The 20,091-nt window shown below is 46.6% G+C and carries 12 protein-coding genes, 3 tRNA genes and 3 rRNA genes; 14 read left to right on the forward strand and 4 right to left on the reverse strand.

The window, feature by feature from the left end; genetic code table 11:
* Nucleotides 1–10 precede the first annotated feature (10 nt).
* The 4 genes from A3Q3_RS14675 to sixA all read left to right on the forward strand — a co-directional run bounded on the left by A3Q3_RS14675 (nt 11) and on the right by sixA (nt 4,341).
* Nucleotides 11–184 (forward strand): DUF2256 domain-containing protein, encoded by a 174-nt coding sequence (locus tag A3Q3_RS14675; RefSeq protein WP_081623284.1) that lies wholly within the window; start codon nt 11–13, stop codon nt 182–184.
* Nucleotides 181–1,731, forward strand: coding sequence for a cryptochrome/photolyase family protein (locus A3Q3_RS0113230; protein ID WP_020184078.1), 1,551 nt, complete (start codon nt 181–183; stop codon nt 1,729–1,731). Before A3Q3_RS14675 ends, A3Q3_RS0113230 begins: the two co-directional genes overlap by 4 nt.
* A 71-nt stretch (nt 1,732–1,802) precedes the next feature.
* Nucleotides 1,803–3,845: a polyphosphate kinase 1 gene (gene ppk1, locus A3Q3_RS0113235; protein ID WP_020184079.1), complete on the forward strand. Its 2,043-nt coding sequence runs from the start codon at nt 1,803–1,805 to the stop codon at nt 3,843–3,845.
* Between the two features lie 13 nt (nt 3,846–3,858).
* Nucleotides 3,859–4,341 carry a phosphohistidine phosphatase SixA gene (gene sixA, locus A3Q3_RS0113240; protein ID WP_020184080.1) on the forward strand — a complete coding sequence of 161 codons (483 nt, stop codon included), beginning with the start codon at nt 3,859–3,861 and terminating at the stop codon, nt 4,339–4,341.
* Between the two features lie 49 nt (nt 4,342–4,390).
* Here the strand turns inward: sixA and A3Q3_RS14625 are convergent, their stop codons facing one another.
* The 3 genes from A3Q3_RS14625 to A3Q3_RS0113255 form a co-directional block, all read right to left on the reverse strand.
* Nucleotides 4,391–4,948 (reverse strand): hypothetical protein, encoded by a 558-nt coding sequence (locus A3Q3_RS14625; RefSeq protein ID WP_020184081.1) that lies wholly within the window; start codon nt 4,946–4,948, stop codon nt 4,391–4,393.
* Nucleotides 4,949–5,087: 139 nt separating this feature from the next.
* Nucleotides 5,088–6,614, reverse strand: coding sequence for a Ppx/GppA phosphatase family protein (locus A3Q3_RS0113250; protein WP_020184082.1), 1,527 nt, complete (start codon nt 6,612–6,614; stop codon nt 5,088–5,090).
* 49 nt (nt 6,615–6,663) lie between these two features.
* Nucleotides 6,664–6,930, reverse strand: coding sequence for a hypothetical protein (locus A3Q3_RS0113255; RefSeq protein WP_020184083.1), 267 nt, complete (start codon nt 6,928–6,930; stop codon nt 6,664–6,666).
* Between the two features lie 157 nt (nt 6,931–7,087).
* On the opposite strand from A3Q3_RS0113255, the gene htpG reads away from it, so the two are divergent.
* From htpG to rrf, 9 genes are all read left to right on the forward strand, one after another.
* Nucleotides 7,088–8,977 (forward strand): molecular chaperone HtpG, encoded by a 1,890-nt coding sequence (gene htpG, locus A3Q3_RS0113260; protein WP_020184084.1) that lies wholly within the window; start codon nt 7,088–7,090, stop codon nt 8,975–8,977.
* A 135-nt stretch (nt 8,978–9,112) separates the two neighbouring features.
* On the forward strand, nt 9,113–11,623 hold the full coding sequence (locus A3Q3_RS0113265) for a glycogen/starch/alpha-glucan phosphorylase (RefSeq protein WP_020184085.1): 2,511 nt from the start codon (nt 9,113–9,115) through the stop codon (nt 11,621–11,623).
* A gap of 49 nt (nt 11,624–11,672) precedes the next feature.
* On the forward strand, nt 11,673–12,356 hold the full coding sequence (locus tag A3Q3_RS0113270) for a DUF4197 domain-containing protein (RefSeq protein ID WP_020184086.1): 684 nt from the start codon (nt 11,673–11,675) through the stop codon (nt 12,354–12,356).
* Between the two features lie 172 nt (nt 12,357–12,528).
* Nucleotides 12,529–12,605: transfer RNA gene (locus A3Q3_RS0113275), tRNA-Met, on the forward strand.
* A gap of 258 nt (nt 12,606–12,863) precedes the next feature.
* Nucleotides 12,864–14,402: ribosomal RNA gene (locus A3Q3_RS13990) — 16S ribosomal RNA — on the forward strand.
* Between the two features lie 99 nt (nt 14,403–14,501).
* Nucleotides 14,502–14,578: transfer RNA gene (locus A3Q3_RS0113285), tRNA-Ile, on the forward strand.
* 19 nt (nt 14,579–14,597) lie between these two features.
* Nucleotides 14,598–14,673, forward strand: a tRNA-Ala gene (locus A3Q3_RS0113290).
* 379 nt (nt 14,674–15,052) lie between these two features.
* Nucleotides 15,053–17,933 (forward strand): 23S ribosomal RNA (locus A3Q3_RS0113295).
* Nucleotides 17,934–18,120: 187 nt separating this feature from the next.
* Nucleotides 18,121–18,234: ribosomal RNA gene (rrf, locus tag A3Q3_RS0113300) — 5S ribosomal RNA — on the forward strand.
* Together the 16S, 23S and 5S rRNA genes with 3 tRNA genes alongside form the textbook arrangement of a ribosomal RNA operon.
* A 142-nt stretch (nt 18,235–18,376) precedes the next feature.
* Here rrf and A3Q3_RS0113305 read toward each other — a convergent pair.
* Entirely contained in the window at nt 18,377–19,219 is an 843-nt protein-coding gene (locus A3Q3_RS0113305; protein ID WP_020184087.1) for a heme-binding protein, read from the reverse strand.
* 245 nt (nt 19,220–19,464) lie between these two features.
* Between A3Q3_RS0113305 and A3Q3_RS0113310 the strand changes: the two genes are divergently transcribed.
* Nucleotides 19,465–20,082, forward strand: coding sequence for a lytic transglycosylase domain-containing protein (locus A3Q3_RS0113310; RefSeq protein ID WP_020184088.1), 618 nt, complete (start codon nt 19,465–19,467; stop codon nt 20,080–20,082).
* Nucleotides 20,083–20,091 lie beyond the last annotated feature (9 nt).

Below are 20,091 nucleotides of genomic sequence, written 5' to 3' on the forward strand. Positions count from 1 at the left end.
TCATTGAGGCATGACCTCTATACAATCGCCAGCCAATTTTAAAGGCAATAAATCCAACCTTCCCCACAAGTTATGTGTTCTATGTGGGCGCAGTATGGTGTGGCGCAAAGCGTGGGCAAACAACTGGGATGCTGTGAAATATTGTTCTACACACTGTAGCCGTGCCGCAAAATCAAAACGATGATTCGCCATTTAGTTATAGTGCTGGGGGATCAATTAACCCTAGATAATCCTGCGCTTGAAGGCTTTGACGTTGCTTGTGATCAAGTAGTCATGGCTGAAGTGATAGGTGAGGGTGCGCATGTATGGAGTCATAAAGCACGCATTGCATTATTCTTATCTGCTATGCGCCATTTTGCAGAAAGCCTTAAGACATCTGGTTTCCCGGTTGCTTACTATCCATTAGGTGAGCACAGATATACTGAACTACAAGAAGTTTGGTCACATCATATTAAGCAACACGCGCCGCAGAAAATGATTGTTTGTGAGCCAGGTGAATACCGCGTGTTGCAACTGCTTAAGACGTGTGCAGAAAACACCAATATACCGCTTATTGTGCGGGACGATACGCATTTTATGTGTAGCCAAGCCAACTTTAAACGTTGGGCTGGCCAAAGTAAAAGCTTACGCATGGAGTTTTTTTACCGCAACATGCGTCAGGAACACCAAGTGTTGATGCAGGGCACTCAACCCATTGGCGGTGATTGGAATTACGACCATGAAAATCGCAAAACCTTTGGTAAGCATGGGCCGCAATCAGTGCCGCTAGCCCCGGTGTTTGAGATTGATGCCATCACACACGAAGTATTTGCGGATGTAGAACACCATTTTGCAGAGCACCCGGGGACATTGGCACATTTTTGTTGGCCGGTGACACGTAACCAAGCCTTAACACTGTTAGATGTGTTTATCCAATACAAGCTTGCTGATTTTGGCGCACATCAAGATGCGATGTGGCAAGGCAGTGAGCAACCTCAATATGCTTTTTTGTGGCATTCATTGCTGGCTTCATCGCTTAATTTAAAGTTGTTGAACCCACGTGAGGTGATACAAGCGGCAGAGCAGGCTTATCACGCATATCAATTGCCTCTGGCCAGTGTGGAAGGATTTATCCGTCAAATTTTGGGTTGGCGAGAGTTCATTAGAGGAGTGTACTGGTTAGATATGCCGGCGATGGCAGAAGGCAATCATTACAAACATCAACGTAATTTACCTATTTGGTATTGGACAGCCAATACCCATATGAACTGCATGCGTCAAACCATCACGCAAACCATGCAGTATGGCTATGCGCATCACATTCAACGTTTGATGGTCACTGGGATGTTTGGTCTATTGGCGGAAATCGCGCCCAAACAAATAGAAGCTTGGTATCTGGCTGTGTATGTGGATGCAGTAGAATGGGTGGAATTGCCTAATGTGGCAGGCATGGCTTTGCATGCAAATGGTGGGCGCTTTACTTCTAAACCCTATGTGGCAAGCGGTGCCTATATTCAGAGAATGAGTAATTACTGCCAAGGTTGCCGCTATAAACCTGATATTAAAACGGGTGCGCAGGCTTGCCCTGTCACCACGTTGTACTGGCATTTTCTAATTAAGCATTGTCAGGACTTCGCACATCATCCTCGCACGGCCTTGATGGTGAAGCATGTCGATAAGATGTCACAAGAACAACGCAATGCCATTACCGATTACGCACAAGGGTTATTAGCACGACTAGATAACCTGTAGCCAATGCTAAACTTGTATGATTGTCACAAATTTGTCATAAACGACATAGGGTTTCAGCATAAAATAAAGTCATGATAACTCCACTACTAGACCGTGATTTAAGCATTCTCAGTTTTAACCAGCGCGTACTCACCTTAGCGCAACGCGAAGACTATCCCTTACTAGAGCGCCTGCGTTTTTTATGCATTGTGGCTTCTAATCTTGATGAATTTTTTGAAGTGCGGATGCCGCAACAACTGCAAGCAGTGCAAGACAATGTGACGCAAGGTGTGGTCAGCACCCAAAGCTTTACGCAGATTGCCAGCAAGGCACATGCCTTGGTCGCCAAGCAATATGAGCTGTTTAATGATGTATTGATGCCTGCGCTCGCCAAAGAAGATGTGCATTTGGTCTCTGGCGGTGTACGTACGCCAGAGCAAAAACAATGGGTTGCGCAATACTTCAAGCGTGAGGTCAAGCCTTTGCTCATGCCAGTGGCGCTAGATCCCTCGCATCCGTTTCCGCAAGTAGCCAACAAATCGCTCAACTTTATTGTAGAGCTGGAGTATGCGCACAATCAGGAGCGCAATATTGCCATTGTGCGGGTGCCGCGCGTGGTGCCACGCTTGGTGCAGTTGCCCGTCAATATCAGCCAGAAAGCGCAGTGCTTTGTATCACTGACCAGTATTATCCGTGCCAATTTAGATGACCTATTCAGTGGCGCACGTATTTTGCATTTCTCACAATTTCGTGTGACGCGGAACTCAGATTTAGCTTTGGATGAGGATGACGTCGATAATTTACGTACTGCATTGCGCGAAGAGCTTGCGCATCGTCAGTATGGCGATGCCGTACGCTTGGAAGTCTCGCATGAGTGCCACGAAGAGTTAGCCAATTTCTTGTTGGAGCAATTTAAATTGCCGCAGCAAGCACTGTATCGGGTCAATGGCCCAGTGAACTTAGGGCGTTTGATTCAACTGCCAGATATGGCTGAAGGCGCACATCTTAAATTCGTTCCATTCTTGCCGCAATGGCCAAAAAGTTTGCAGCGTACTCAATCCATCTTGGCGCAAATCAAAGAAAAAGATGTGCTGATTCATCAGCCCTTTGAAAGCTTTGATGCTGTTATTCAAATGCTGGAAGAAGCCGTAGACGACCCAAACGTGCTGGCGATTCGCCAAACCATATATCGCACGGGCGCAGACTCCAGAATCTTACGCTTACTGCAGTTGGCCGTACGTCGCGGTAAAGAAGTGCTGGTGGTGGTTGAGCTTAAAGCGCGCTTTGATGAAGAAGCCAACATTAACTGGGCGGAAGCGTTGGAATCCATTGGCGCACAGGTGGTATATGGCGTGGTTGGCTTAAAAACGCATGCCAAAATGTTGTTGATTATGCGGCGCGAAGGGAAAGCGATTAAGCGCTATGCACATCTTTCTACCGGTAACTACAATCCCAAAACAGCCAAACTCTATACCGATGTATGCATGCTGACGACAGATGCGGCAATCACCAGAGAGATGGAGCATGTGTTCAGGCATCTCACCAGTGAGTTGCCTTTGCCGCGGATGCAACAGTTATTGGTGGCCCCTTTTACTTTACATACCGCGATGTTAGCGCAAATTAAAAAAGCACAGTTGGCAGCAGGCCGCGGTCAGCCTGCCACTATCATTGCCAAAATGAACTCGCTGACGGACGAGACGCTGGTGTTGGCGTTGATTGCTGCGGCTAAAAAAGGAGTGGAGATTGATTTAATTGTGCGTGGTGCCTGCATTCTGCCAGTCGATTTACCAGCGTTGGCTGGTCGCGTACGCGTACGCTCAATAGTGGGGCGCTTACTAGAGCACTCACGCGTGTTTTATTTTAATGTTGCGGGCGAAACCCATCTTTGGTTATCTAGCGCGGATTGGATGAGCCGCAATATGCTACGTCGTGTGGAAGTGGCATGGCCGATTCATGACGCCTCCATGCAACAACGTATTATGGATGATTTGCTGACGCCATATCTGCAAGACAACGTAGATGCGTGGACACTGGGCGAACAAGGTGAATATCAACCGGTGCGAAAAATAAACACTGCAACGGTGCCATCGCATGCAATCTCTAGCCAAGCCATGTTAATTAAAAAACATAGCTAGGCTGAATAGCAGAATGCCAGACACTAAGTTAGTTAAAAACGTAATCCTTTGGCGGCACGCAGATGCCGAATTATGTGCGCCGGGCCAAACAGATATGGCAAGGCCACTAACGGCCAAAGGGCTCAAGCAATCTCGCGCAATGGCGCAATGGCTTCAACAATATCTGCCAAAAAATACCGTGGTATTGGTAAGCCCGGCTTTGCGTGCATTGCAAACAGCAGAGGCGTTGAATGGAAAGGTTATCATCGAAGATGTGTTTCAGCCTGACACCCGCTTAACAGAAGTGTTGGCCTATTTGCATCAGCACACTGCCGAGAATGTACTGATCGTTGGGCACCAGCCGTGGCTGGGTGAGCTGGTGGCTGCTTTGCTGGGTTTGGGTGATACCCCGGCGATCAGCGTCAAAAAAGGCGCAGTATGGTGGCTGCGCCTACGGCAACAGGGGGGAAGTACGTATCAGCTTTTTTCAGTACAAACCCCGCAGTTGCTAGATTAATCCCTAACGTTGTTTTTTAGGCATTAGTTTCAAGTCTTATTTTTAAGCTTTATTTTTTAGGGCGACCAGTTTTGATGACTGGAATTTTTTCCATGGTCATTTTTAATGTGTTGTCGCTCATCGCTGCCAATAATTTAATGCCTGCACGCAATAACTCACTTTTCTTTACCGGGTGACCCAGCGCGTTCATTCTGCTTTTCAGTGTGCCAATCGCCGCATACTCTTCTTTAGGCATGGTAAAGCTATCGCGTTCCATTTTAACTTTTTCTGGTTTATTTTTTTTGTCGTCTTTTTTATGGTCTTTTTTGCTGTCGGCCGCTTTTGCTTTGGTTGCTGGTTTGGCTTTTGTGGCTGTTTTTGCAATAGGCTTAACAGCAGCTTTTGCTGGCGCAGCTGACTTAGCGACGACAGATTTAGTCGCGGCAGGTTTAGTTACGACAGGCTTAGCAACAATAGCTGCGGGTTTGGCCGCTACCGGCTGATTCGGGATGGGTTTGCTCACTGTAGGTTTGCTGACAGCTGTTTTTGCTGCGGTCGGTTTTGTTTGTGCAGGTTTGCTAGCTGGTTTAGCGGCTGTTTTTGGTTTGGATACAGGGGTGTTCGCCATGACGGGTCTCCTAAAAATAGTATAAACAGTTTATACCGTTTATTTTCATTGTCAATTGCTCCATTGGATTGCAGTGGCAGTGAGCCATTGCAATCTCATCATATGAAAACGGTATGACAGTTTGATGGAGGTTGCGCGTTTAATCCGGCGTGCTGACGACAAGTGTCCAATTGGTTTTTTGCCAGGCCAATACTTCTTCTTCTAGCAGGTAGCAGGTTTGTGGAAAGGCCTTTTGCCATGCGCTTGGTAAGCTCAAGAAAAAACCATGGTGTTCGCGCGCTAATTGTAAATTTTTAAGCACAGGCATATTGCGTGAATGGCAGAATATGACAGCTAAACGCAACGCAAGAAGTTGGCAGATAAAAATCTCATCTTCAAAGTCGGCCTCTAGTTTTCTAAGCTTCCCATAATGCCCCAATACCAATAAGCTAAGGCGATGTAATTCGCTCTGTGCAAATCCCATGAGCTCGGTATTGTCCAGAATGTAAGCGCCATGGCGTTGTGATTCACTGTGAGAAATAGCGCAGCCAATCTCATGACTGTAAGCTGCCCAACCTAATATTTGCCGGTGCTTAATGACTTCATGCGCGTCTTCATCAGGGACATTCAAGGATGGTGATAGTAGATCAAAAAACCGTAGTGCTACTTTAGACACATTGCCTGCCTGCGTTTTATTGGCACCAAAACGGGTGGTCAGGCGATGGATGGAAGCGTCGCGCAAATCTTCAGTGGCGTCATCCTCAGCAATCATGTCATACAACAAACCATGTCTGAGTGCGCCTTTGGCCACCACTAAAGTATCTAGTTTTAAAATATCAAATACGGCAATCAAAATACTCAAGCCGCCGGCAATCACTGCTTTGCGTTCTTCTTTTAAGCCACCTAATTCCAAATTGCTCACATGTTTGGCTTTAATAAGTTGATGACGTAACCAAGTCAGGCCTTCCTGCGTTACGACATCTTCGCCAAATCCTGCGTAACTTAAAATATCTGCTACTGCACCCACCGTGCCAGATGCGCCGTAGGCAATATCCCAATGTCTGTGTTGATAGGTTTCTGCCACCATGTCTAAGAAAGACTCAGCGGCGATTTCGGCACGTTGAAAGTTGCGTTCCGAGAATTGACCATCCGCAAAGTATTTAAGTGACCACGCCACGGAGCCCACGCGTAACGAGTCTGTGGTTTCGGTATTAAAGTGCTGGCCGATAATGAATTCTGTAGAGCGGCCGCCAATATCAATCACCAAGCGCTTTTCGTTAGATTGCGGTAGTAAGCGGCTCACTCCCTGATAAATCAGGCGCGCTTCTTCCACCCCGGAAATCACTTCGACATCGTAACCCAACGCTTTTTTGGCTTGTTTAATAAAGACATCACGATTTTTAGCTTCACGTAAGGTTTGCGTGGCCACAGCGCGTACACAATGCGGTGGAAAACCTTTCAGTGTTTCACCGAATCTTGCTAGGCATTTCAAGCCACGATCAATGGCATCTTGCGTTAAGTTGCGGTCTTCGTCTAGGTCGCCGCCTTGGCGTACCGCTTCCTTTAGGTAATCCACACGTTGAATTTGGCCATGCTCAATACGGCCGATTTCTAACCGAAAACTATTGGAACCTAAGTCGACAGCAGCAAGGAGTGTTTCTGAGGCGTTGGGGTGAGTTGCGTTCATGAGAGTGTTATAACCTGTTTATTTGAAATCTTGATGACTGTTTTGTATTTTATGCTAACGTAATCTGTTGTTCGTATTCGGGAAAGTAGCGTGCGATCACGCTGAGATCGAACTGTTGCAGAATGCTGGTGTTTGGCTCACGTGCTAATAAAAAGATGAACGACTGCTTGACCAATTCAGTGGTGGATATTTTGCCTTGCGTCAGTTTCTGTGCATACGCAGGCTGTACGCTCACCAAGTGTGAGGTCGTGCTGCGATCTCTTACCGTGACTTTAAATTGCAAGGTATCCACTGCAACCACTTGAATATCTGCCATATTCAACTCCTACAAAATGTACATGCGCTCTTGAAATGGCAGAGGCCGACCCAATTTATGTAACAAAGAAATGCGTTGATCGCATGTTTAAAATAAAAAATAATTAAACAATATTATTGTTATTGCCAAATTTAAGTTTAACTCAAAGAGAGACTCCATGACGACAGAAAAATTAGCTTTCCAAGCCGAGGTCAAACAACTTTTACAATTAATGATTCATTCTTTGTACAGCAACAAAGAAATCGTATTGCGCGAGTTGATTTCCAATGCATCCGATGCCGCAGATAAACTGCGCTTTGAAGGCCTTTCCAACGGCGCGCTATACGAGAATGATAGCGAGCTAAAGATTCGCATTGGCTTTGACAAAGCAGCACGTACAGTCACCATTTCAGACAATGGCATTGGCATGAATCGCGAAGAGGTGATTCGCAATATCGGTACCATTGCAAAATCGGGCACCAAAGAGTTCTTTCAAAACCTAACGGGTGACCAAGCCAAAGATGCCAACTTGATTGGCCAGTTTGGGGTAGGGTTTTACTCTGCATTTATTATTGCGGATAAGGTAACGTTGATTACACGCCGTGCTGGTGAAAAGGACGCGGTGCAGTGGCAGTCAAGTGGTGAGGGCGATTTTACTATTGATACAGTAGAAAAAGCAGGGCGCGGTACCGATGTGATTCTGCATCTGCGCGAAGGCGAAGAAGAGTTTCTGAACGATTGGAAACTCAAAACGATTGTGCGCAAGTATTCCGATCACATTACCTTGCCTATCATCATGAAGAAATCAGAGTGGAAAGATGGTGAGAATGGTGCTGGCGGTGAGATGGTACCTACTGATGAAGATGAAACCATCAATAAAGCTTCGGCATTGTGGGCGCGCAACAAAAATGACATTACCGAAGAAGAGTATCAAGAGTTCTACAAGCATGTGTCACATGATTTTGAAAACCCGTTGGCCTATTCGCACAGCCGTGTAGAAGGTAAGCAAGAGTATATTTCTCTGCTCTATATTCCAACGAAAGCGCCATTTGATTTGTACGACCGTGAGCGTCGTCAGGGTATTAAGCTTTACGTGAAGCGTGTGTTTATTATGGAAGACGCAGAAAAGCTGATGCCACAGTATCTACGTTTTGTGCGTGGTGTGATTGATTCTGCTGACTTGCCGCTGAATGTCTCGCGTGAAATCTTGCAAGACAGCCGCGATGTAGAAGCCATTAAAAATGGTTCTGTTAAAAAAGTATTGGGCTTGTTAGAAGACCTGGCAGAAAACAAACCAGAAGCGTATGTAAAATTTTGGGATGCGTTTGGCCGTGTGATGAAAGAAGGGCCCGGCGAAGATTGGGCCAATAAAGACAAAATTGCAGGCTTGTTACGTTTTGCTTCCACGCATGCAGATAACGACACACAAAATGTATCCCTTAAAGATTACATTGCACGGATGAAGCCTGAGCAAGAGGTTATCTACTATATTACTGCGGACACTTTTGCGGCCGCGCAGCATTCGCCGCATCTGGAAATTTTCCGCAAAAAAGGCATTGAAGTATTGTTGATGTCGGACAAAGTGGACGAGTGGCTATTAGGTGGCTTAACTGAGTTTGAAGGTAAAAAACTGCAATCCATTGCCAAAGGTGATTTGGACTTAGGCAAGCTGCAAGACGAATCCGAGAAAGAAGCACAGAAGAAAGTGGAAGAAGAAGCCAAGTCATTAGTCGAGCGTATTCAATCAACACTGGGCGATGCTGTGAAAGAAGTGCGTGTGACCCATCGTTTAACTGATTCACCGGCATGCTTAGTGGCCGGCGAGCATGATGTTTCGGGTAACTTGGCGCGTATTCTAAAAGCGGCTGGCCAAAAAGCACCGGAGAGCAAACCTATCTTGGAGATTAATCCAGCCCATCGTTTAATTGAGCGGCTAAAGAACGAAAATGATGATGCTAAGTTTGCGGATTATACCCACGTAGTGTTTGATCAGGCCTTGCTTGCAGAAGGTGGTCAATTAGAAGATCCGGCAAGTTTTGTACGACGCATGAATAGCCTGATTGTGTAAGTATTGACAGGCATGAGCGAAAAGCCCGCGAATTCTTCGTGGGCTTTTTTGTCTCAATTTTAAGTTCTCACGTTAGGTTGGCGTAGTATTTGCTAAAATTTAACTAACAACAACCAAATTACTTTTAAGGTTCCTATGGCTGCAACGAAAACATACAAAGCGACACAAATGGTTTTGCCAAAATTAACCACCATCAAACAGGCATTGCAAAATCATTTGGTGTACTCCTGTTTTAAGACAGATCAAGCAGCGACGCCGCGTAACTGGTATGACGCATCTGCTTATACAGTGCGGGATCATGTAGTAGAGCGCTGGGTAAAAACAGCTTCTGCTTATGCCGAGCAAGATCCTAAACGTGTTTATTATCTTTCATTAGAGTTTTTAATTGGCCGTATGTTGACCAATGCCGCACTAAACTTGGGCATTAAAGATGAGTTAAGCGATGGTTTAGGTGCATTGGGGCACTCGCTGGAAGAAGCGGTGGAGATGGAACATGATGCTGCGCTAGGGAATGGTGGCTTGGGTCGTTTGGCTGCTTGCTTTTTAGATTCGATGGCGACGCTGGATATTCCTGCCACAGGGTATGGCATCCGTTACGAGTACGGCATGTTTAGGCAATCCATTGAGCATGGGCAACAAATTGAGAATCCAGATAACTGGTTACGCTATGGCAATGTGTGGGAGTTCCAACGCCCTGAAGTAACTTATATGGTGAAGTTCTACGGCAAAGTGGTGCAAGTGCCCTCAGCGCATGGCACCAAAAGCCATTGGGTAGATGAAGACCATGTGGTAGCCATGGCGTATGACATGCCAGTGCCCGGTTACGATACTGAAACGGTGAATAATCTGCGCCTTTGGTCAGCCAAGGCCACCAAAGAATTTGATTTGCGCCACTTTAACGAAGGCAATTATGAGCAATCGGTTGAGGTGCGTAACGACAGTGAAACCATCTCTAAAGTGTTATACCCCAACGATGCGTCGGCATCTGGTCGTGAATTGCGATTAAAGCAACAATACTTTTTTGTATCAGCTTCCATTCAAGATATTTTGCGACGCTTTATGGCCTCCAAAACCAATATGACCAAATTGGATTGGAAAGACTTGCCTAATAAAGTGGCGATTCAACTGAATGACACGCATCCTGCCATTGGTGTGGCGGAAATGATGTATCAACTGGTCGATGTGCATCATCTTGATTGGGCAATTGCATGGGATTTAGTAACGCACGTGTTTGCATATACTAACCATACATTGATGCCGGAGGCATTAGAAACGTGGTCGGTAGAGTTGTTTGGCAGTTTGTTGCCGCGTCACTTGGAAATCATTTATGAAATCAATCACCATTTCTTGCAAATGGTGAATCATCATTTCCCAGGTGATACAGATTTGTTAAAACGTGTATCAATCATTGATGAGACACATGGCCGTCGAGTACGTATGGCACATCTGGCAGTGGTGGGTAGCCATACCGTCAATGGCGTTGCGGCTTTGCACAGTGAGTTGCTTAAAACAACCTTGTTTGCAGACTTTAACCGCATCTACCCTAAAAAACTCACCAACATGACCAATGGTATTACACCACGCCGTTGGTTGAATCAGGCTAACCCTGGTTTAACTAAGTTGATAGCGCAAGCGATTGGCGATGGGTTTCAAAAGGATTTAACGCAGCTAGTGAAGCTTACACCGTTAGCAGATGATGCTGCATTCAGAAAAGCATTTAGAGCGGTTAAGTATGCCAACAAACAACGCCTAGCCAATAAAATCGCTTCGTTGACAGGCGTGCAGCTTAATCCCAACGCGCTGTTCGATGTGCAGATTAAGCGGATTCATGAATATAAGCGCCAACTGCTGAATGTGTTGCATGTGATTACGCTCTACAACCGCATCCGTCGTGGTGATGCAGGCAGTATCACGCCGCGTGTGGTGATTTTTGGTGGTAAAGCCGCGCCTGGTTATTGGTTAGCCAAATTGATCATCCGTCTGATTAATGACGTTGCCGCGATTGTGAATGATGACCCGGCTGTGGGCGATCAACTAAAAGTCGTGTACTACCCTAACTACGAGGTGTCTGCAGCGGAGATTTTATTCCCCGGCAGTGACTTGTCCGAGCAAATTTCAACGGCAGGGACTGAAGCCAGCGGTACCGGCAACATGAAAATGGCGCTGAATGGTGCACTGACGATCGGTACATTAGATGGCGCCAACGTAGAGATTAAAGAAGAAGTGGGGGATGAGAACATCTTTATTTTTGGCTTGACCACGCCAGAGGTAGCCGCCACTAAAGCTGCCAATTACAACCCGTGGGATATTTACCATAGCAATCCTGAGTTGAAACAAGTACTTGATATGATTGGATCAGGCTTCTTCTCGGTAGAAGATCCAACTCGCCACCAAGCCATTGTCGATACCTTGCTACATAAGGGCGATCATTACTTATTGCTGGCCGACTATGCGAGCTATATTGCCAAGCAAGAGGAAGTCTCACAGGTATATCAAGATCAAGAGGAATGGTCGCGTCGTGCCATATTAAACGTAGCACGCATGGCCAAGTTCTCTAGTGATCGAACCATTGGCGAGTACGCCAACCAAATTTGGCATGTAAATTCTTTTAAAAACAGCAGCGTAAAAAGCCCAAAAAATAAATAGTTAAGCGTAAACTCTACTCTGTATTTTCAATATTAGGGTGGAGGCTGTGATGAAGAAAAGTTTAATGGCTGTGTTGTTTATGATGTTTGTAACACACGCAAATGCGCTCAGTGTTGCTGACCTTAGCAACACTGAAGCGAGCGGTGGCTTAAAGGAAGCGCTGACACAAGGCGTAGGTAAAGCCGTGAGCCTATTGGGTAACACTGATGGGTTTCTGGGTAATAAAGAAGTTAAGATTCCATTGCCGGACTCACTGAAAAAAATTGAGAAAGGTATGAAGCTCATGGGTATGGGCAAACAGTCAGATGAGCTGGTGTTGAAAATGAACCGAGCAGCAGAGGCTGCCGTACCAGAAGCCAAAGCATTGTTGGTGGATTCGATTAAAAAAATGAGTGTGGCCGATGCCAAGTCTATTTTGACTGGACCGAATGATGCGGCCACGCAATATTTTAAAAAGACTACCTCTACCCAAATGGCTGCCAAATTCTTGCCTATTGTGCAAAAGGCTACAGAGAAAGTGCAGTTGGCGGAAACTTATAATAAGTATGCAGAGATGGGTAGTAAGTTTGGCGTCGTCAAAAAAGAGGATGCCAAGATAGAGCAGTATGTAACGAATAAGGCGCTAGACGGTCTATATTTAATGATTGCCAAAGAGGAGGCGGCCATTCGGCAAGACCCGGTTGGTCAGGCCAGCAGTCTTCTGAAAAAAGTATTTGGTGCCGTAAGTAATTAAAAAGCGTTTAAGTCTTTGAAAATAAAAGCGCATTGCAATGCGCTTTTATTTTCTGTCGTGAGTGAGGCAAGAAATCTTAAACAAAAATGCAAAGACTGTTTGACACATCCTCAAAATCTTTGCTATAGTCTCACCTCTCGACGCAACATGAAAAACGAAACGTCGATGCGGACGCGGGATGGAGCAGTCTGGCAGCTCGTCGGGCTCATAACCCGAAGGTCACAGGTTCAAATCCTGTTCCCGCAACCAGTTTAAACATAGCGATTTAAGCGGTAGTAATTTAAGTTCTTTAACAAACTGAATGACTGATAAGTGTGGGTGTTTGTGGTGATGGGTTAAGAGACTTCGGTTTCTTAGAGACTCAGAATATAAACGCTTACACTTAAATTTAAGACAAGTATGTACAGGTTACTTTAAGTAGTAACACATACCTTGAAATGAATTTGAGAAATAAAGCAAAGCGAAATAACCACCTCGAAAGAGGTAAACAAGTAATAGTCAGAAATTAAACTGAAGAGTTTGATCCTGGCTCAGATTGAACGCTGGCGGAATGCTTTACACATGCAAGTCGAACGGCAGCACGGACTTCGGTCTGGTGGCGAGTGGCGAACGGGTGAGTAATATATCGGAACGTATCCAATAATGGGGGATAACTAGTCGAAAGATTAGCTAATACCGCATACGCCCTGAGGGGGAAAGCTGGGGATCTTCGGACCTAGCGTTAATGGAGCGGCCGATATCTGATTAGCTAGTAGGTGAGGTAAAGGCTCACCTAGGCTTCGATCAGTAGCTGGTCTGAGAGGACGACCAGCCACACTGGAACTGAGACACGGTCCAGACTCCTACGGGAGGCAGCAGTGGGGAATTTTGGACAATGGGCGCAAGCCTGATCCAGCCATTCCGCGTGAGTGAAGAAGGCCTTCGGGTTGTAAAGCTCTTTCGCAAGGGAAGAAAACTTAGTCTCTAACATAGGCTGAGGCTGACGGTACCTTGATAAGAAGCACCGGCTAACTACGTGCCAGCAGCCGCGGTAATACGTAGGGTGCGAGCGTTAATCGGAATTACTGGGCGTAAAGCGTGCGCAGGCGGCCTGATAAGTCAGATGTGAAATCCCCGAGCTCAACTTGGGAACTGCGTTTGAAACTATCAAGCTAGAATATGTCAGAGGGGGGTAGAATTCCACGTGTAGCAGTGAAATGCGTAGAGATGTGGAGGAATACCAATGGCGAAGGCAGCCCCCTGGGATAATATTGACGCTCATGCACGAAAGCGTGGGGAGCAAACAGGATTAGATACCCTGGTAGTCCACGCCCTAAACGATGTCTACTAGTTGTTGGTGGAGTAAAATCCATGAGTAACGCAGCTAACGCGTGAAGTAGACCGCCTGGGGAGTACGGTCGCAAGATTAAAACTCAAAGGAATTGACGGGGGCCCGCACAAGCGGTGGATTATGTGGATTAATTCGATGCAACGCGAAAAACCTTACCTGGCCTTGACATGCCACTAACGAAGCAGAGATGCATTAGGTGCTCGAAAGAGAAAGTGGACACAGGTGCTGCATGGCTGTCGTCAGCTCGTGTCGTGAGATGTTGGGTTAAGTCCCGCAACGAGCGCAACCCTTGCCAATAATTGCCATCATTTAGTTGGGCACTTTATTGGGACTGCCGGTGACAAACCGGAGGAAGGTGGGGATGACGTCAAGTCCTCATGGCCCTTATGGCCAGGGCTTCACACGTAATACAATGGTCGGTACAGAGAGTTGCCAACCCGCGAGGGGGAGCCAATCTCAGAAAGCCGATCGTAGTCCGGATTGCAGGCTGCAACTCGCCTGCATGAAGTCGGAATCGCTAGTAATCGCGGATCAGCATGTCGCGGTGAATACGTTCCCGGGCCTTGTACACACCGCCCGTCACACCATGGGAGTGGGTTTTACCAGAAGTAGGTAGTCTAACCGCAAGGGGGACGCTTACCACGGTAGTATTCATGACTGGGGTGAAGTCGTAACAAGGTAGCCGTATCGGAAGGTGCGGCTGGATCACCTCCTTTCTAGAGCAAAACCTTTTGCTGCAAGCATTCACTCTTATCAGTCATTCAACAGTAGTACAACAAAGATTGGCCACAGGTAATATTAGAAACTACCTTATTGGGTCTGTAGCTCAGCTGGTTAGAGCACCGTCTTGATAAGGCGGGGGTCGTTGGTTCGAGCCCAACCAGACCCACCAGATTCACCTCGTAATATATGGGGGATTAGCTCAGCTGGGAGAGCACCTGCTTTGCAAGCAGGGGGTCGTCGGTTCGATCCCGTCATCCTCCACCAAGCTTTGTTGAGTAGAAATTAGAAGCAAGTATTGCTTAAGGATTGATTTAAACAATACTTGCTTCTAGTTTTTAACTAGACTGTTCTTTAACAAAATGGAAGAAGTAAAGAGAATGCACATTGTGTGATGACAATGTTGTATTCAAATGGGCAATATTATTTTTTAACCGGAGTAATATTGACTGATTGCAAAATCGAACATTTTGCTTGGCATGAGTTTCTGGAATGAAAGTTCTTGAAATAAATGTAAGTGAAATAAAAACCATCTTAATTTGTACAACCTTGCAGATTAAGAAAAGTTGCTTTAGAAAAACTATAACGCATGTCTCATGCATGATGAAATCTGGATTTAAAAAGGGTTTAGGTTTTAACGTTATAGGATCAAGTGAATAAGTGCATATGGTGGATGCCTTGGCGATTACAGGCGATGAAGGACGTGATAGCCTGCGTAAAGGTTCGGGGAGCTGGCAAATAAGCTTTGATCCGGACATATCCGAATGGGGAAACCCACCCGCAAGGGTAACCGCTCCTGAATATATAGGGAGATGGTGGCGAACCGAGTGAACTGAAACATCTAAGTAGCTCGAGGAAAAGAAATCAACCGAGATTCCGTAAGTAGTGGCGAGCGAACATGGAACAGCCTGTTATTTTTAGCACATGCGATAGTAGAACGGAATGGAAAGTCCGGCCATAGAGGGTGATAGCCCCTTATACGAAATCCCGTGTGTGGAACTAGGGTAACGACAAGTAGGGCGGGGCACGAGAAACCTTGTCTGAACATGGGGGGACCATCCTCCAAGGCTAAATACTCGTAATCGACCGATAGTGAACCAGTACCGTGAGGGAAAGGCGAAAAGAACCCCGGGAGGGGAGTGAAATAGATCCTGAAACCGTATGCATACAAACAGTGGGAGCCTCGTAAGGGGTGACTGCGTACCTTTTGTATAATGGGTCAGCGACTTACATTCAGTAGCAAGCTTAACCGATAGGGGAGGCGTAGCGAAAGCGAGTCCGAATAGGGCGTCTAGTTGCTGGGTGTAGACCCGAAACCAAGTGATCTATCCATGGCCAGGATGAAGGTGCCGTAACAGGTACTGGAGGTCCGAACCCACAAATGTTGAAAAATTTGGGGATGAGCTGTGGATAGGGGTGAAAGGCTAAACAAACTTGGAAATAGCTGGTTCTCTCCGAAAACTATTTAGGTAGTGCCTCGTATATCATTCTCGGGGGTAGAGCACTGTTATGGCTAGGGGGTTCATAAGAACTTACCAAACCATTGCAAACTCCGAATACTGAGAAATGCAATTACGGGAGACAGACCATGGGTGCTAACGTCCGTGGTCAAGAGGGAAACAACCCAGACCGACAGCTAAGGTCCCAAATGACGTGCTAAGTGGAAAACGAAGTGGGAAGGCATAGACAGCCAGGATGTTGGCTTAGAAGCAGCCATCATTTAAAGAAAGCGTAATAGCTCACTGGTCGAGTCGTCCTGCGCGGAAGATGTAACGGGGCTAAGCACGTAACCGAAGCTTCGGATACTAGTTTACTAGTATGGTAGGAGAGCGTTCTGTAGGCCTGCGAAGGTGTTCTGTGAGGAATGCTGGAGGTATCAGAAGTGCGAATGCTGACATGAGTAGCGATAAAGGGAGTGAAAAGCTCCCTCGCCGAAAGCCCAAGGTTTCCTGCGCAACGTTCATCGGCGCAGGGTGAGTCGGCCCCTAAGGTGAGGCAGAGATGCGTAGCTGATGGGAAACAGGTTAATATTCCTGTACCTCTATACAATGCGATGTGGGGACGGAGAAGGTTAGGTCAGCCGGGTGTTGGATGTCCCGGTTCAAGCGTGTAGACAGATTCTTTAGGCAAATCCGGAGAGTCAATGTCAAGGCGTGATAACGAGTCTACTTGTAGACGAAGTGATTGATACCATGCTTCCAAGAAAAGCCACTAAGCTTCAGTTGTATAAGACCGTACCGCAAACCGACACAGGTGGGCAGGATGAGAATTCTAAGGCGCTTGAGAGAACCCGGGAGAAGGAACTCGGCAAATTAGCACCGTAACTTCGGGAGAAGGTGCGCCTCGGTAATGTGTAGAGATTTACTCTCGAAGCATGATGAGGTTGCAGTGAAAAGGTGGCTGCGACTGTTTAATAAAAACACAGCACTCTGCAAACACGAAAGTGGACGTATAGGGTGTGACGCCTGCCCGGTGCTGGAAGATTAAATGATGGGGTGCAAGCTCTTGATTGAAGTCCCAGTAAACGGCGGCCGTAACTATAACGGTCCTAAGGTAGCGAAATTCCTTGTCGGGTAAGTTCCGACCCGCACGAATGGCGTAACGATGGCCACACTGTCTCCTCTCGGGACTCAGCGAAGTTGAAATGTTTGTGAAGATGCAATCTACCCGCGGCTAGACGGAAAGACCCCATGAACCTTTACTGTAGCTTTACATTGGACTTTGACAAGATTTGTGTAGGATAGGTGGGAGACGTTGAAGCGGAGTCGCTAGATTTCGTGGAGTCAACCTTGAAATACCACCCTGATGTTGTTGAGGTTCTAACCTAGGTCCATAATCTGGACTGGGGACCGTGTATGGTGGGCAGTTTGACTGGGGCGGTCTCCTCCCAAAGAGTAACGGAGGAGTGCGAAGGTAACCTAGGTACGGTCGGAAATCGTACTGATAGTGCAATGGCATAAGGTTGCTTGACTGCGAGACGGACAGGTCGAGCAGGTGCGAAAGCAGGTCATAGTGATCCGGTGGTTCTGTATGGAAGGGCCATCGCTCAACGGATAAAAGGTACTCTGGGGATAACAGGCTGATTCCTCCCAAGAGTTCATATCGACGGGGGAGTTTGGCACCTCGATGTCGGCTCATCACATCCTGGGGCTGTAGCCGGTCCCAAGGGTATGGCTGTTCGCCATTTAAAGTGGTACGTGAGCTGGGTTTAAAACGTCGTGAGACAGTTTGGTCCCTATCTGCCGTGGGCGCTGCAAGTTTGAGGGGACCTGCTCCTAGTACGAGAGGACCGGAGTGGACACACCGCTGGTGGACCAGTTATCATGCCAATGGTATCGCTGGGTAGCTAAGTGTGGAAGAGATAAACGCTGAAAGCATCTAAGCGTGAAACTCGCCTCAAGATGAGACTTGCCGGGGGTTTAACCCCCCTAAAGGGTCGTTCGAGACCAGGACGTTGATAGGTCAGGTGTGGAAGCGCAGTAATGCGTTAAGCTAACTGATACTAATTGCCCGTGAGGCTTGATCCTATAACCTTAAGACTTGACCAAAAAGTTAAGATTAACGGTTTGTTTTAAAGCACGATATGTAATCACCCCATTTAAATTCTTTACTTCTTCCAATTTGTTAAAGACGCCTCATGAAAATGAGACGGCAACACAGCATTTCTGCTGATGAAAACTCGTAAGAGTCAAAACATCAGTGATACCAGTTATGCTTGGCGGCCATAGCGGTTTGGAACCACCCCTTCCCATCTCGAACAGGGCCGTGAAACGAACCAGCGCCAATGATAGTATGCTCTTCGCATGCGAAAGTAGGTCACCGCCAAGCTATTTATACCAAAAAGCCTCAGATAATCTCTGAGGCTTTTTTATTGCAAAAACATTCTTCGAACATGAAGACTGTATAAAAACAAAAAGAGCACATTGATATGTGCTCTTTTGTTTACATCCAAAGCCTCGCTATAGAGCGATTAAGGCCCTACACTTTTGGCCGCTGGTAAGCTTGTTGGATTGGTTGTATTTGCACATGTCGGTTGCTCCCAACCATCGGTTTTGCCATTACTATCACCATTTAGATCATCAATCACCATATTGTCTGGTCTAGCAGCATCACCTGAAACGCCTGCAGGTACATAGTCCAAGTTAAGCGTGTTGCGTACACGCCAAGCCATATTATGATCAGCACAGGATGTATCACCTGATAAGCCAACTGCACCCACAAGTACACCACTGTTATTGTATAGCGCGAGTCCACCACCAAACACATTCACTCCACCAATACGATTGCCAACCATAGGGTCAGCATGGGTACCTACAAGTGCTGGGTTGCCACCATAAGCGACTGCAGGATCTACAGGATTACTAAACTGTAGACCATAAAGACTACCGCCTAATGGATTTGCTCCAGAAGTGCCTTGTACTGCAGAGTATAAATTAGCGGTGGATAAGGCCAGACCAGGTAAACTGAATGCATTGGCTGTATTGGCTTTTTGCGCAGAAATCACGCGGCTGCCGGGCCATTGTGCACCACGGTCAGCGCCAGAAAAAGCGACAGCACATACGACGCCATCCCGATTCACTACTGTAGCCCACATTTGTAAATTGAAGCCTGAGGATTCTGAACCTACGGCGCTCAGCAATGCGGTTTTTAATTGTGCGTAACTGGGTAAATTGCTACACACGCCGCCTCTAGATTTATCATCTTGAGGGATGCCGCGGTTTGGTTTAGTGTCAGCAATGGCGTGGCTACTTAACGCGGCGCTAACAAGCAGTGCAGAGGCGAGCAGTTGGATACGATGAGGCTGGTTGTTCATATTAAACACTCCAAAATAAGTATTGTTATTGGGGTTAAAGGGAGAGGTGTCAGTGTGTATTCAAATGCGACGAATAATGTGCGATGAATAACTTTTGAAGCATAACAAACGCAGTGCGTTTAAAATATCCCGCAAATTGGGGGCGTTAAGATGACAGTGTATGCAGTAAAATTAGTCCATTGGAATCATCTACTTTATTGCGGGATTGCGCTATGCTATGTGTAATACGCTAGGATGAGATGAGAATGCAGCAGTTATTTGAAACGCGCCTATGGGCTTTGTTATTAGCGTTGATGACAGCGCCGACTAGCTATGCAGCGAGTGTCTATATGGATGCATCGGACGCGGAAGAAATTACCTTGTCTTCTAACGCATTGTCCGGCGAGGCGGTGATGGAAATTCAGACCGAGGACAATTCTGCTGAGCAGGAAATACAGTCTTCAGTATCTGACAAATCCACTTTACAGCACATGCCGTATCATCAAGAAGTACTGGAGGCTGCAAATAAAACGACGCTAGACCCAGCGCTGATTCATGCGGTCATTACAGTGGAATCTAGGCATAACCCTAAAGCGGTTTCTAAAAAAGGTGCATTTGGCTTGATGCAGTTAATGCCTGCCACTGCGCAGCATTACGGTTTGACCCGTATGCGATTCCAAGATAATCGGCAAAATATTCTCGCGGGCGCACAGTATTTGAAAACCTTATTGCGGTTATTTGATGGTAATTTAGAGCTGGCATTGGCTGCGTATAATGCGGGGCCAGCTTCTGTTAAAAAGTATCATGATCGTATTCCTCCGTTTGAGGAAACCAAACTTTACGTGCCCAAAGTACTGAAATACTATCGAAAATACGCGAGTTAACGGTTTGTT

The sequence above is a fragment of the Methylotenera sp. 1P/1 genome (assembly GCF_000384355.1).
Classification (GTDB): domain Bacteria; phylum Pseudomonadota; class Gammaproteobacteria; order Burkholderiales; family Methylophilaceae; genus Methylophilus.

What these genes read in the sequence shown, in the direction of transcription:
- A3Q3_RS14675 (WP_081623284.1), top strand. Translation starts at nt 11, where the DNA reads ATGACCTCTATACAATCGCCAGCCAATTTTAAAGGCAATAAATCCAAC.
- A3Q3_RS0113230 (WP_020184078.1), top strand. Translation starts at nt 181, where the DNA reads ATGATTCGCCATTTAGTTATAGTGCTGGGGGATCAATTAACCCTAGAT.
- ppk1 (WP_020184079.1), top strand. Translation starts at nt 1,803, where the DNA reads ATGATAACTCCACTACTAGACCGTGATTTAAGCATTCTCAGTTTTAAC.
- sixA (WP_020184080.1), top strand. Translation starts at nt 3,859, where the DNA reads ATGCCAGACACTAAGTTAGTTAAAAACGTAATCCTTTGGCGGCACGCA.
- A3Q3_RS14625 (WP_020184081.1), bottom strand. Translation starts at nt 4,948, where the DNA reads ATGGCGAACACCCCTGTATCCAAACCAAAAACAGCCGCTAAACCAGCT.
- A3Q3_RS0113250 (WP_020184082.1), bottom strand. Translation starts at nt 6,614, where the DNA reads ATGAACGCAACTCACCCCAACGCCTCAGAAACACTCCTTGCTGCTGTC.
- A3Q3_RS0113255 (WP_020184083.1), bottom strand. Translation starts at nt 6,930, where the DNA reads ATGGCAGATATTCAAGTGGTTGCAGTGGATACCTTGCAATTTAAAGTC.
- htpG (WP_020184084.1), top strand. Translation starts at nt 7,088, where the DNA reads ATGACGACAGAAAAATTAGCTTTCCAAGCCGAGGTCAAACAACTTTTA.
- A3Q3_RS0113265 (WP_020184085.1), top strand. Translation starts at nt 9,113, where the DNA reads ATGGCTGCAACGAAAACATACAAAGCGACACAAATGGTTTTGCCAAAA.
- A3Q3_RS0113270 (WP_020184086.1), top strand. Translation starts at nt 11,673, where the DNA reads ATGAAGAAAAGTTTAATGGCTGTGTTGTTTATGATGTTTGTAACACAC.
- A3Q3_RS0113305 (WP_020184087.1), bottom strand. Translation starts at nt 19,219, where the DNA reads ATGAACAACCAGCCTCATCGTATCCAACTGCTCGCCTCTGCACTGCTT.
- A3Q3_RS0113310 (WP_020184088.1), top strand. Translation starts at nt 19,465, where the DNA reads ATGCAGCAGTTATTTGAAACGCGCCTATGGGCTTTGTTATTAGCGTTG.